General features: G+C 58.8%; 14 protein-coding genes. 11 read left to right on the top strand and 3 right to left on the bottom strand.

The window, feature by feature from the left end:
- Nucleotides 1-126: 126 nt before the first annotated feature.
- The 4 genes from GS605_RS04270 (at nucleotide 127) to GS605_RS04255 (ending at nucleotide 5,016) form a co-directional block, all read left to right on the top strand.
- Nucleotides 127-1,308 (top strand): ammonium transporter, encoded by a 1,182-nt coding sequence (locus tag GS605_RS04270; RefSeq protein WP_171632079.1) that lies wholly within the window; start codon nucleotides 127-129, stop codon nucleotides 1,306-1,308.
- A 142-nt stretch (nucleotides 1,309-1,450) separates the two neighbouring features.
- Nucleotides 1,451-2,131, top strand: a complete 681-nt coding sequence (locus GS605_RS04265; RefSeq protein ID WP_171632077.1) for an orotate phosphoribosyltransferase — start codon at nucleotides 1,451-1,453, stop codon at nucleotides 2,129-2,131.
- Nucleotides 2,132-2,356: 225 nt separating this feature from the next.
- Entirely contained in the window at nucleotides 2,357-3,847 is a 1,491-nt protein-coding gene (locus tag GS605_RS04260) for a replicative DNA helicase (RefSeq protein ID WP_152458159.1), read from the top strand.
- A 122-nt stretch (nucleotides 3,848-3,969) separates the two neighbouring features.
- Nucleotides 3,970-5,016 (top strand): Hint domain-containing protein, encoded by a 1,047-nt coding sequence (locus GS605_RS04255; RefSeq protein ID WP_171723160.1) that lies wholly within the window; start codon nucleotides 3,970-3,972, stop codon nucleotides 5,014-5,016.
- 46 nt (nucleotides 5,017-5,062) lie between these two features.
- Here the strand turns inward: GS605_RS04255 and GS605_RS04250 are convergent, their stop codons facing one another.
- Both GS605_RS04250 and GS605_RS04245 read right to left on the bottom strand, forming a co-directional pair.
- On the bottom strand, nucleotides 5,063-5,602 hold the full coding sequence (locus GS605_RS04250; RefSeq protein WP_171723159.1) for a GNAT family N-acetyltransferase: 540 nt from the start codon (nucleotides 5,600-5,602) through the stop codon (nucleotides 5,063-5,065).
- Entirely contained in the window at nucleotides 5,581-5,844 is a 264-nt protein-coding gene (locus tag GS605_RS04245) for a hypothetical protein (protein ID WP_171723158.1), read from the bottom strand. Before GS605_RS04245 ends, GS605_RS04250 begins: the two co-directional genes overlap by 22 nt.
- Between GS605_RS04245 and alr the strand changes: the two genes are divergently transcribed.
- Genes alr through GS605_RS04230 form a run of 3 tightly spaced genes read left to right on the top strand, consistent with a single transcriptional unit; the run spans nucleotide 5,843 to nucleotide 8,399 of the window.
- Nucleotides 5,843-6,877, top strand: a complete 1,035-nt coding sequence (gene alr, locus GS605_RS04240) for an alanine racemase (RefSeq protein ID WP_171632066.1) — start codon at nucleotides 5,843-5,845, stop codon at nucleotides 6,875-6,877. The genes GS605_RS04245 and alr overlap by 2 nt on opposite strands.
- Nucleotides 6,874-7,656, top strand: a complete 783-nt coding sequence (locus tag GS605_RS04235; protein WP_171723157.1) for an ABC transporter permease — start codon at nucleotides 6,874-6,876, stop codon at nucleotides 7,654-7,656. The genes alr and GS605_RS04235 overlap by 4 nt, the downstream gene beginning before the upstream one ends.
- Complete coding sequence (locus tag GS605_RS04230) at nucleotides 7,653-8,399, top strand: ABC transporter ATP-binding protein (RefSeq protein WP_171723156.1); 747 nt, start codon at nucleotides 7,653-7,655, stop codon at nucleotides 8,397-8,399. The genes GS605_RS04235 and GS605_RS04230 overlap by 4 nt, the downstream gene beginning before the upstream one ends.
- Here the strand turns inward: GS605_RS04230 and GS605_RS04225 are convergent.
- Nucleotides 8,396-8,827 (bottom strand): thioesterase family protein, encoded by a 432-nt coding sequence (locus GS605_RS04225; RefSeq protein WP_171723155.1) that lies wholly within the window; start codon nucleotides 8,825-8,827, stop codon nucleotides 8,396-8,398. The genes GS605_RS04230 and GS605_RS04225 overlap by 4 nt on opposite strands.
- Before the next feature lie 99 nt (nucleotides 8,828-8,926).
- Here GS605_RS04225 and GS605_RS04220 point away from each other — a divergent pair, with 99 nt between their 5' ends.
- From GS605_RS04220 to GS605_RS04205, 4 genes are all read left to right on the top strand, one after another.
- A complete protein-coding gene (locus GS605_RS04220; protein WP_171723154.1) occupies nucleotides 8,927-9,379 on the top strand; it encodes a paraquat-inducible protein A in 453 nt (150 codons plus the stop codon).
- Between the two features lie 150 nt (nucleotides 9,380-9,529).
- On the top strand, nucleotides 9,530-10,312 hold the full coding sequence (locus tag GS605_RS04215) for a DNA repair protein (protein ID WP_171723153.1): 783 nt from the start codon (nucleotides 9,530-9,532) through the stop codon (nucleotides 10,310-10,312).
- A gap of 121 nt (nucleotides 10,313-10,433) precedes the next feature.
- Nucleotides 10,434-11,798 (top strand): DNA repair protein RadA, encoded by a 1,365-nt coding sequence (radA, locus tag GS605_RS04210; protein ID WP_152458168.1) that lies wholly within the window; start codon nucleotides 10,434-10,436, stop codon nucleotides 11,796-11,798.
- Nucleotides 11,799-11,838: 40 nt separating this feature from the next.
- Complete coding sequence (locus GS605_RS04205) at nucleotides 11,839-12,432, top strand: CvpA family protein (RefSeq protein WP_171632054.1); 594 nt, start codon at nucleotides 11,839-11,841, stop codon at nucleotides 12,430-12,432.
- Nucleotides 12,433-12,957 lie beyond the last annotated feature (525 nt).

Here is a 12,957-nt window from a genome sequence, read left to right as displayed (position 1 = left end):
TTTTTTTGCCATGCCTCTTTTTTCTCCAACCGACGGTGGCTTGAAACAGCCCACACCGCTCACGCAGCGCCGATCCGCGCCCAGTTTCCACGGATCCGCGCACTCATTCGGAAGGGAGAATGGCCCATGAACGGAGCCGATACAGCCTGGATCATCGTTGCAACCGCGTTGGTCCTTTTCATGACAGTGCCGGGCCTCGCCCTGTTCTATGGCGGCCTCGTGCGTGCCCGAAATGTCCTCAGCGTTTTCATGCATTGCTTTGCCATTGCCTGTTTGATGAGCGTCCTGTGGCTGGTCGCAGGGTATTCCATCGCGTTCGGACCCGGTGAAAGCGGGCTTTGGGGTGGTTTGGGCAAGGCCTTCCTCAACGGCGTCGATGTTGACAGCCTTGCCGGAACCCTGCCCGAGATCCTGTTCTTTGCTTTCCAGATGACCTTTGCCATCATAACCCCTGCGTTGATCGTTGGTGCGTATGTCGAACGTGTGGGCTTTGGCTTTGTCCTGACCTTTTCGGCGCTGTGGATGCTGCTGTGTTATGCGCCCGTGGTGCACTGGATCTGGGGCGGCGGGATGCTGGCTGATGGCGGCATTCTGGGCGAGATCGGCGTGCGCGACTTTGCGGGTGGCATCGTGGTGCATGAAACCGCTGGTCTGGCAGCGCTGATTGTCGCGGTCATCCTCGGGCCGCGTCGCAACCGCACCACTCCGCCGCACAACCCCGGTTACGTCATGGTCGGCGCAGCAATGCTGTGGGTCGGCTGGTTCGGTTTCAACGGTGGTTCGCAACTGGCCGCCGATGGCGGAGCGGCGATGGCCCTGACCGTCACGCACCTGTCCGCGGCTACGGCATCGCTAAGCTGGGCCCTGTGGGAGCGTATCCGCTTTGGCAAGGCCTCGATGGTCGGTCTGGTCACCGGCACAATCGCGGGTCTGGCCTCGATCACGCCTGCATCGGGTTTCGTCGGTCCGGTTCAGGCCCTGATCATTGGCGCGGTGGCCGGTGTTCTGTGTCAGGAAGCCGTCAGCGTCGTGCGTAACAAACTGAATATCGACGACACGCTGGATGTCTTCGCCGTGCATGGTGTCGGCGGTATCTTTGGCACGCTCATGATCGCCCTTTTTGGCCTTGGAACCTGGACCGCTCAGTTGGGCGGGCTGATTGTCGTGGGTGCCTTTACGGCAGTTGTCACGTTTGTGTTGGTCAAACTGGTTGCACAGATCACGCCACTTCGCGTAGACGCCGAGACCGAGACAAATGGCCTCGACCTCTCGGTACATGGCGAGCGGGCCTATGACATGAGCAGTTAAGCCCACCTTGGCTGCCCATCGCCCGTAAGGGCAAAAGCGGACCTCTTGGGGGTCCGCTTTTCTTTTGCCCAATCCCTCTCGACTCCAGCCCAAGGGTCGGGCTATCAGCCCGCAACGTGTTTTCAGCCCCGAGGTTTGCGCCATGATCCCCAGTTCTTTTCCCGACAGCACCGAAATCGCCCGCCTGACTGCACGGATGCTGCTGGAGATCAAGGCCGTGCATTTCAACTCGCGGGAACCGTTCACGCTGGCCAGCGGGTTGCCTAGCCCGACCTATATCGACTGCCGCAAACTGATCTCGTATCCTCGTATCCGCTCGACCCTGATGGATTTCCTGACCGTCACGGTGATGCGTGATGCTGGCTTTGAGGCATTCGACAACATCGCAGGCGGGGAAACGGCGGGCATCCCCTTTGCCGCTATGGTCGCCGAGCGTATGGCTCTGCCCATGACCTACGTGCGCAAGAAACCCAAGGGCTATGGCCGCAACGCCCGAATCGAAGGGGCGATGAGCGAAGGCGAGCGTGTGTTGCTGGTTGAAGACCTGACCACTGATGGCGGCTCGAAACTGTCCTTTGTCGATGCGATCCGCGAAACCGGTGCCACCTGCGGGCACACCGCCGTCATCTTCTACTACGGCATCTTCCCCGAGACCGAGAAAACGCTGGGTGATCATGGCGTCAAGCTGCACTCGCTCTGCACGTGGTGGGATGTTCTGGCCGAGGCCAAGGCACAGGAAGCCTTTGATCAGGAAACACTTGAGGCTGTCGAAGCTTTCCTGAACGACCCGCGCGGATGGCAAGAGGCCAATAAACCAGCGTAAACCTCTTGTGGAAGGATTGGGGATAAACCCGGAAGAATCGGGCAGTTCGCCACGATATATGGTGACTTTTCCGACAATTCCTACATAATAAGCGATGCATATGCAGGCATCCAAGCGGTCTGGAAAGTTATCCCTAGGCTTTACCCCAAGTTAGCCACAGGTATTTCCAGATAGCTTGCGGTGACGTTTCGCGTGTAGAACCTCGAAACGGGCAGCGGGGACAAAATGAACGAGATCAGCAGTATCGAGCAGGCAGCGGCACAGATTCAGAATGCCGAAACCATGCCGCATTCCATCGAGGCCGAGCAGCAATTGCTGGGCGCGATTCTGACCAATAACGACCTGTACGACCGGGTCGCCTCGATCATCGGGGCTGAACATTTCTATGATCCGGTCCATGCCCGGATTTACGAGGTGGCCTCGGCCCGTATTGCAAAGAACGCGCTTGCCTCGCCCGTGACGCTCAAATCATTCATGGCCGAGGATGAGGGCCTGAAAGAATTGGGCGGTCCCGCTTATCTGGTCAAACTGGCGGGCGCTTCGATCAGCGCATTCGCGGTGCACGACTATGCCCAGATGATCTATGACCTTGCCATCCGGCGCGAGCTGATCCGGCTGGGTCGCGACATCTCGGACAAGGCGGCGCGGGTCGATGTTTCGAGCGAGCCGAAAGAACAGATCGTCGAGGCCGAGCAGCAGCTTTATCAGCTGTCCGAGCAGGGCCAGACCGAGCAAGGCTTTCAGTCCTTCCTCAAGGCCGTCACCGAAGCCGTCAACGTCACCAACGAGGCCTACCAGCGCGGCGGCGGCATGGCCGGGATTTCCACCGGTCTGGCCGATCTGGACAAGCAATTGGGTGGGTTGCACCCGTCCGACCTGATCATTCTGGCCGGCCGTCCATCCATGGGTAAAACCTCGCTGGCGACCAACATCGCCTTCAACGTTGCCAAGGCCTACAAGCGTGGCACAAAGCCCGACGGCAGCGAAGGCGCGATCGATGGCGGTGTTGTAGGCTTCTTCTCACTCGAAATGAGCGCGGAACAGCTTGCGGGCCGGGTTCTGGCGGAAGCCTCGGAGATTTCCAGCCACAAAATCCGTCAGGGCGACATGACCGAGGCCGAGTTCCGTCGATTTGTGGATGCGGCCAAAGAGCTTGAGGCCTGTCCCCTGTTTATTGACGACACTCCTGCCTTGCCGATCTCGCAACTTGCCGCCCGTGCACGACGGTTGAAACGGACCCACGGGCTGGACTTGCTGGTCATCGACTATCTACAGCTCTGCCGGGGCATGGCCGACAACCGGGTGAACGAAATCGCCGAGATTTCGATGGGCATGAAAGCTATCGCCAAGGAACTGAACATCCCGGTCATTGCTCTTTCACAGCTGTCGCGCCAGGTGGAAAACCGCGACGACAAGCGCCCGCAGCTGTCCGACCTACGTGAATCCGGCTCGATCGAGCAGGACGCCGACGTTGTGATGTTTGTGTTCCGCGAGGAATACTACAAAGAGCGCGAAAAGCCCGGTGATCACGAACTGGAAAAGATGGAAGAGTGGAAGCAGGCGATGGAACGTCTGCACGGCAAGGCCGAGGTCATCGTCGGCAAGCAACGTCATGGCCCAATCGGCACGGTCGAGTTGTCGTTCGAGGCCCAATTCACCCGCTTTGGCAATCTGGTCAAGCCTTGGCAACAGGGTGGTGAAATCGAGGGTTATTGATCGCGGGCAGAACACCTGCCCCAGATATTGAACGCCAAGTCCTTTGGTGTTTTTCCTGCCCGGTGTTAACGTGACGGTGACGTTCAACCCAACGCGCCAAACCCGCCCGGAGACCCACTGATTTGCCCGCGATCATATCGGAAATAAGATATCGCAACGGCCCGAACTTTGCTCCGGACGGAGATTTCATTGAAATCCGGGTTCCGACCGGAACCGACGTCACCGGCTTGCAGGTCGATGTTTACAACCCCAATGGCTCGGTGCGCAGTTCGACGGATGTCGACAACGGAACGATGACCACCGTGGGCGGGTTCGACTATTACGTGATTTCGGCGCGCATCAACCGGTTTGGGGCGGTTTCTCTTTCGGACAATGGTTCGGTTCTCAGCTTTGTATCCTTCGACTCGCAGGTAACTGCGACACAGGGGCCGGCCAGTGGCCAGACTTCGACCCAGATCGGCAGCAACGGCACGGACGATACCGCGTCTCTGTCATCGAAGGACGGGGTCAACTTTGTTGAGGATCCCAATCCCAGCCCCGGCGCCCCCTGTTTCGTTTCGGACACCCTGATCCTGACGGACCGTGGCGAAATCAGCGTTCAGGATATCCGCCCCGGTGACAAGGTGATGACGACCGAACGCAGCTCGGCAACCGTTCGGCTTGTTCTATCCCGGTCCCTGCGCCAGGCCGATCTGTTGAAATCACTCGAACTGCGCCCAGTCCGCATTACGGCCGGCGCCCTGGGGCACGGCCTGCCCCGCCGAGACCTGACGGTTTCGCGACAGCACAGAATGCTGGTCCGATCGGACATCGCGCAGCGCATGTTCGACACAAGAGACGTTTTGGTCTCGGCCATCCGACTAACAGACCTGCCGGGCGTTTACGTGGATTACGATGCGACGCAGGTGGTTTATCATCACGTTGTCTGTGACCGTCACGTGGTTCTTTTTGCCGAAGGCGCGCCAAGTGAAAGCCTGTTCACCGGCCCCGAAGCCCTCAAATCCCTTCCGCCCGAAGCGTTGCAAGAGCTGTTGCAGATTTTTCCGGGTCTCGACTGCAATAAGGATATGGACCCTGCCTTTTATATCCCCAGCGGCAGGCGACAGAAAAAGCTGGTGGCCCGACATGTCCGGAACAGCAAGGCGATCATAGATCAGGCCCTGTTCTAGGCTGTGGAACCAAGGCCATCGACCAAAGCGAATAAACCGATCCCGCCTACCACAGCAATGGATTGTTCAGCGCGGAAACGCATCCCGACGGGCCTTTCAGCGGTTTCAAGTCAAAACCGTCTAGCGCCTGTCCCAACCAGCCGTGCGGATGGCTGAGTTTCAGCGGTGGCTGAGCAGTATCCTCGGTGATCTGCACAAAACCCGTTTTGCAATAATAGGCCGGGTCGCCATAGGTCAGTGCCACGTCCACACCTGCCGCCCGCAAGCGATCCAGACCATAGGAAATCAGCGCCTGTCCAATACCTGTTTTTTGCCTACCCGTTTGCACGGCCATCGGCGACAGGATGAACACATTGCGCGTATCCTGCGAAAACGTCATCCGGGAAAAGATGGCACAGCCAAGCAGCTCGTGATCCTGTTGAGCCGTGCACACAAGGATATCTTCAGGCGGCGTGGTGTTGAGCAATTCACGTACGAATGCACCTATTGCCGCCCCTTCCTCTGGCCCTTCCGATGCGGAAAAAACGTCGGCAAAAAGACGGATGATCTCTGACGGGTCCCGGGTCAAACCGGAAGAAAAATCCATGGCTCCCTCATGAGTTGACGTTGCGCCCGGCCTTTACCGGAACCGAACGATCCGGCTCTCAGGATCGCTTTAACCTTGACGTGAAGACAATCCCAAAAACCTGCAACCATGGCGGAATGCTGCCATTTCTTCTGGTTTTTTGGTGTTTTCCGTAACAACAGACCAAACACCAACATAAACCGACAGGTAAATGCGCCATTCCCTCTTGACCTTGGACGGCGCAATGTCATGAACAGTGCCATGAGTACTGCACGTTTGACGATCAATCTTCAGGCGCTCGCCAGGAATTGGCGGGCGCTCGACGCGAAAACCGGGGTCGAAACCGGCGCCGTGGTCAAGGCCGATGCCTATGGGCTGGGTGCCGGGCCCGTCAGCGATACGCTGGCCGAGGAAGGCGTTCGCAAGTTTTTTGTGGCGGCCGCAGAAGAAGGCGCCGCTGTCCGCAATGCGGTTGGCCCCGGCCCGATGATCTTTGTCTTTTCCGGCCATATGGAGGGCGACACAGACCTTCTGCGCGCCAATGATCTGACGCCGCTGATCAATTCGGGCGAGCAGTATCAGCGCCATATGGAGGCCCTGCCCGACCATCCCTTTGGCATTCAGCTGGACAGCGGCATGAACCGGCTGGGGCTGGAACCCGCCGACTGGGCCGAACTGCGCCCAAGGGCCGAGGCCCTGAACCCAGCCGTTGTCATGTCTCATCTGGCCTGCTCGGACGAGCCAGACCACCCGATGAACCGGCAGCAGCTGAAAACCTTCCGCGAGATGACCGACGGTATCGCCGCGCCGCGTTCTCTGGCTGCGACCGGCGGTTTGCTTTTGGGGCCCGAGTTCCATTTCGATTTCTGCCGCCCGGGCATCGGCCTGTATGGCGGCCTGCCCTTTGCGGATGCCAAACCCGTTGTCACGGTCGATCTGCCTGTCATCCAGGTGCGCAAGGTGGCCGTGGGCGAAACTGTTGGTTACGGCAACAACTGGGTTGCGCGCCGGCCGTCCCGTATCGCCACCGTCGCGGCCGGGTATGCAGACGGCCTGCATCGCGCCATCGGGGGCGGCATCGACGCCTTCGCCGGCAATCAGCCCTGCCCGGTTGTTGGCCGTATCTCGATGGACCTGATCACGGTGGATGTCACGGACCTGCCCAAAGACCCGGAACGCCTGCGTATCCTGAATGGCCATCAGACCGTCGATGATCTGGCTGAAGCTGCCGGGACAATTGGCTATGAGATCCTCACATCAATGGGCAATCGCTACTCGCGGGGCTATGTGGAATGAACCCTCTCACCGCGCTCGAAGGTCTGGGCCGCACGGTTCTGAGCCTGCTTGCGGCCTTTGGCCGGGTGGCACTGTTCGCGCTTGATGCGATTTCGCATATTCTGCGCCCCCCCTTCTATCCGCGCGAATTTGGCATGGCCCTGCTGAACATCGGCTGGCTGTCTCTGCCGGTCGTCGGCCTGACCGCGATTTTCACCGGCGGTGCGCTGGCGTTGCAGATCTACGCCGGCGGCGCGCGTTTCAACGCCGAAGCCGTGGTGCCCCAGATCGTCGCCATCGGCATGGTGCGAGAGCTTGGCCCGGTTCTGGTCGGCCTGATGATTGCTGCGCGCGTGACCTCATCCATCGCAGCCGAAATCGCCACGATGAAAGTGACCGAACAGATCGACGCGCTGGTCACGCTGTCGACCCACCCGATGAAATACCTCACCGCCCCGCGCGTTCTGGCCGCCCTGATCACTGTGCCGGCTTTGGTGGCAGTGGGTGACATCATCGGAATTGCCGGCGGCTACACCGTCGCCACGCAAAATCTGGGATTCAACCCGGCCGCCTATCTAAAAAACACGGTCGATTTCCTTGAAACCCGCGACATCGTCTCGTCGCTAGTCAAAGGCGCGGCCTTTGGCCTGATCGCGGCGATTATGGGCTGTTACTACGGCATGAATTCCGGCCGTGGCGCACAAGGCGTGGGCCGCGCAACCAAAGGCTCCGTCGAGGCCGCGGCGGTGCTGATCCTGGCCGCAAACTTCGTTCTCACAGGGGTATTCTTCTCGCTATGATCCGGATGGAGAACGTACATAAGGCCTTTGGCGACAACCACGTGCTGCAAGGCATGAACCTTGAGATCCCCAAGGGCACCTCGATGGTCATCATCGGCGGTTCGGGCACCGGCAAATCGGTCGCCCTGAAATGCATTCTGGGCCTGATCAAGCCCGACAGCGGCATGATCTATGTGGACGGCAAAGACGCCAGCAAAGGCGACCGAGATGCCTTTCTGGCCCGGTTCGGTATGCTGTTTCAGGGCGCGGCCCTGTTTGATTCACTGACCGTCTGGCAGAACGTCGCCTTCCGCCTGCTGCGCGGCTCGCTGAAACGTCCAACCGAGGAAGCCCGCGAAATCGCCATCGACAAACTGCGCCGCGTAGGTCTGAAATCCGACGTGGCCGACCGCTTTCCGGCGGAACTGTCAGGCGGCATGCAAAAACGCGTGGGTCTTGCACGCGCCATCGCCGCCGAGCCCGAAATCATCTTTTTCGACGAACCCACCACCGGCCTCGACCCGATCATGTCCGGCGTCATCAACGATCTGATCCGCGAAATCGTGACCGAGATGGGTGCCACCGCGATGACCATCACCCACGACATGAGTTCCGTCCGCGCGATTGCCGACAACGTCGCCATGCTGCACGGAGGCGTGATCCAGTGGACCGGCCCGGTCAGCCAGATGGATGCCTCGGGTGATCCCTATGTTGAGCAGTTCATCAGTGGGAGCGCAGAGGGGCCGATTGAGGCGGTGCGTTAATCTTCGCTCTTTGCCAGCCACTTTGCCGAGCGTTCGATAACGTCCTGAGGAATAGCTTCGGCGCGCCTTGTCTGCAGGTTGAGCAAGACGCATTTAAAAACCGTCGAAAATGTCGTTTCACCGTCCATCACTCGAACTAATTTGTGGCTGAAAGTCATGGACTTCGTTCCTACTTTCAGGATTTCGCTTTCCATTTGGATCGCCTCGCCAGCACTCAATTCCGCAAGGAAATTGCTTTCTGCATGGACCACCGCAAAGGATAGCTTTCTTCCTGACCGCATGTCTTCGGACGTCAGCCCCAACTCTGCCTGCAACGCAAAAACGGAATCCGAACATGCCGCAAAATACTCGGACACGTTCATATGCCCCAGAAAATCACAGTCCGATGGATCGACAATTGACTTGAAGGCCACAAAACCCGACATCATTCCTCCCCGTCTAAAAATAACTCAGTGGCGAGTGCTGGTTTAAGGTAACCATATCAAATCATCGCCGCAAATTTCGAAATCTTACCTAGACGCCCAGTCATGCCCCTCCGCCTCGCCACCCTTTCCCTCCTGATCCTCTACCCCGTCGCGTGGTTCGCCCCGCTGATGCGCGCGGGGTTTCTGCCGATCTTCGGCCTCAGCGAAATCAGTGTCATCACCGGGCTGCAATCCTTGTGGAAATCCGACGTCTTCCTCGCGCTGATCGTCACCATATTCGCGCTCTTCGCCCCGTACATCAAAACCATCGGCACCGCGCTGATCCAATGGAACCTGCTGGATGCCCGCGTCCAACCTGCGCTCAATATCCTTGGCAAGCTGGCCATGGCCGACATTTTCCTGATCGCGCTTTACATCACTTTGGCCAAGGGCATCTCATACGCCACCATTGAGACGGCATGGGGTCTCTACCTGTTCACGGCCTGCATTTTGGCTTCGATCGCACTGGGTCATATTACAGAGATGACATCCACTTCACGAAAAGCTCAGACCTAATTGATTGAAAACACAAATCTAAGTATCATCTTTACATTTCGAGCAGCAGTGTTTTGTAGTTTTCGGGTCCGCAGCGGATCGTACGCAATCGTTTGATTACCTTCCGCTTCGACCCGGTGTGTTCCGGTTTGAAGAAGGAGTACGACGATCATGGCCGCCCTCCACAGTATTACATTGCAATTTCAGAATGCCTTTTTAAGACTGACTTTTTTCCTGATCTGTTTGGCGGCCTTGTTGGCCGTTTCAGCCACATTGTTATCCGCTTTGGGCGTATTGCCCTGGCTCTCGATGCAGGCCGGATTTGGCGAGGCACCGGCAAAGGATGCCGGCATGTTCATCCAGATTGGCCTGACAGCGCTGATTCTCATGCTGGCGTTTTACCTGCCGGCCAATGCCCGAATGATGGCGCTGGAAAACAACCACCGCAAATTTGCGCTCAATATGCATGACATCGCGGACGCGTATCAAATGGCCCATGCCGCCGATCGCGGCGGGCTGTTCATGATGTCGTCCGAGTTTGACGCCGTCAAGGAACGCATGGGGTTTCTGCGCCAGCACCCCGACCTGCAATCGCTCGAGCCCGAGATCCTGGAACTGGCCGCGCAGATGAGCCAGATCAGTCAGGAACTGGCCCGGACCTATGGCGATGCGCAGGTCGAACGCGCGCGGATGTTCCTGCAACAGCGACAGGAAGAGATCGAACTGTTTCAACAGCGTCTGGAAGAGGCGCAGGTCATCCAGAACGAATTGCGTCAATGGACGCGGGATGTGGAAATGGAAGAGACGATCGCCAGGTCGCAACTTATCCGCTTACGGGATGAACTGTTCGAACTTCTGCCCGAATTGTCGACCCAACTGCACACACCGCGCAAAAATGGCACCTCAAAGGCATCCAGCGTGGTTGCAATGTCGCCCCTTCGACCGGCGGAATAGGCGCGCCAGCGCCCGCTGCGGACGATGGCCCAACCGGGCCTGAGGCCGCAGCGCGCCATCGGCGGTGAGGAACGCCCGCAAGGGCTTGAAGAACCGCCCAAGCTCGGGCACCAAGTGCGTCATGGCAAAGACGACATCCTTCTCCTGCTCGGCCTGCGGTGCGACGCATACACGATGGTCCGGACGCTGCGACGGTTGCGGCGAATGGAACACCATCGTTCAGGACGCGCCCATATCGACTGGCCCGGCCAGAAAATCCCTCGGCGGCAAACGCGGCCAGTCCATCGCACTCACGGATCTGTCCACCGAGGAAACACCGCCGCCCCGCACCCTCTGCGGGGTCGAGGAGTTGGACCGTGTTCTGGGCGGCGGGCTGGTCCCGGCCTCCGCCCTGTTGGTGGGAGGAGACCCCGGCATCGGGAAATCGACCCTGCTGCTGCAAGCCGCAGCGCGTTTCGCGCGTGCGGGCGTGAAAACCATCTATGTCTCGGGCGAAGAAGCCAGCGCACAGGTGCGTATGCGCGCCCGCCGTCTTGGGCTTGAAGACGCCCCCGTTCAACTTGCCGCCGAAACCAACCTGCGCGACATCCTCACGACGCTGGAAGCCGAAAAACCAGGCCTGGCCATTATCGATTCGATTCAGACGATGTGGGCGGACAATGTCGACAGCGCACCCGGTTCCGTATCACAAGTCCGGGCCGCGGCCCATGAACTGACCACGTTTGCGAAACGGCACGGTGTTTCGATCATCATGGTTGGCCACGTCACCAAGGAAGGCCAGATCGCGGGCCCTCGCGTGGTCGAACACATGGTTGATACCGTCCTTTATTTCGAGGGCGAGCGCGGCCATCAGTTCCGCATCCTGCGCGCGGTTAAGAACCGCTTTGGGCCAGCGGACGAAATCGGCGTGTTCGAAATGACCGGCAAGGGTCTGGCGCAAGTGACCAACCCCTCGGCCCTGTTCCTGTCCGAACGTGGCAGGCCAAGCCCCGGCTCAGCAGTTTTTGCGGGCATTGAAGGCACCCGACCCGTGCTGGTCGAATTGCAGGCTCTGGTCGCACCCTCGCCCCACTCACAGCCCCGCCGCACCGTTGTTGGGTGGGACAGCGGGCGGTTGGCAATGATCCTTGCGGTGCTCGAGGCCCGCTGCGGCATTCCCTTTGCCGGGCTCGACGTCTATCTCAACGTTGCCGGAGGTTTGAAAGTGAGCGAACCCGCCGCCGATCTGGCTGTGGCTGCCGCCCTTCTCAGTGCCCGAGAAGACACAGCATTGCCCGCCGACACGGTCGTTTTCGGAGAAATCTCGCTGTCCGGGGCACTTAGACCGGCCCCACAGACCGAAAACAGGTTGAAAGAAGCGCAAAAACTTGGTTTCACGGCGGCAATTGCTCCGGCTGGTGGCAAAACCGGCACTGTGGCAGGTCTGACACTCACCCGACCCTCTGATTTGGTGGGGTTTGTTGGCGAAACCTTCGGAGCAGGTTAAAGTCGCGCCCCGAGGGGCAGAAAAAGAACAGGCGAGGGCCATGGAAGGTTTTACTATAATTGACGGGGTCGTCGCCCTGATCATCGTGCTGTCGGGCTTGCTGGCCTACTCACGTGGCTTCATGCGCGAAGTTCTGGCCATTGCAGGCTGGGTCGCGGCGGCCGTTCTGGCATTCATCTTTGCCCCACAGGCTGTGCCGCTGGTCAAAGAAATCCCTGTGGTCGGAGATTTCCTGCGCGACAGTTGTGAACTGTCGGTGATCACCGGCTTTGCAGCCGTCTTTGCCGTGGCTTTGATTGTGGTCAGTATCTTCACACCGCTGTTTTCATCGCTGGTGCAGCGCTCGGCATTAGGCGGTCTGGATCAGGCGCTGGGGCTGTTCTTCGGCATCGCGCGCGGCATTCTGCTGGTTGCAATCGCCTTCTTTGTCTATGATACGGTCATGACCGGCCAATCCTATACAATCGTGGACGAAAGCCGCTCGGCCAAAGTGTTCGAGCAGTTCAGCAGCCAGATTGAAGAGCAAAACCCCGAAGCCGCTCTGGGTTGGGTGACTGCACAATACGAAGAACTGGTCGCCAGCTGCACGGCAGGAAACGAACAACCCGAAACCACAGCACCAACTGACGGGTAATCATGGGGTGCATTGCGTAATGAAAGCCCGGCACTGTCCGGGCTTTTTCGATTCAAACATACCCTTCCCCGCCACAGACCGTGCAGCGGATCGTTTTCAGCCCAAAACACCCGTCGCATCTGCTGGAGATCGGTTTGCCAAGAATATCCCGGCTTTTGACAACTTCGCCCGCCCCGTTGCAGATCTGACAGGGCGCCCGGCCCATTCCCCGGCACCTGTGGCACCGTTGTTTGATCCGGTCCTGCTTCTTTTGAGGTTTATGTTGCCACATTCCAGCCCTTTGCGTGCTTCACCCATCCTGTTTTGCACATATTAATTGGCATGACAGCACATTTGATTGCACATGTCATCTTCTTCCTGACCCTGCCCCGATCCGCGAAATCCCGACCTGCGGCAATAGGTGAGTGTGATCCTTTGATGACAGCCACGCCATTAGGCATTATGTGGAGGCCAACCCGCCACGGAATCGGAGCCACCGATCTTGTTCTTTCTGTTCGAATGCGCGCTGGTCGTTGTGATGGTCGC

The sequence above is a fragment of the Ruegeria sp. HKCCD7559 genome, from assembly GCF_013110575.1.
Taxonomy (GTDB): Bacteria; Pseudomonadota; Alphaproteobacteria; order Rhodobacterales; family Rhodobacteraceae; genus Ruegeria.
The sequence above is the reverse complement of the archived record's forward strand: the minus strand, read 5'-3'. Positions and strand labels throughout refer to the sequence as shown.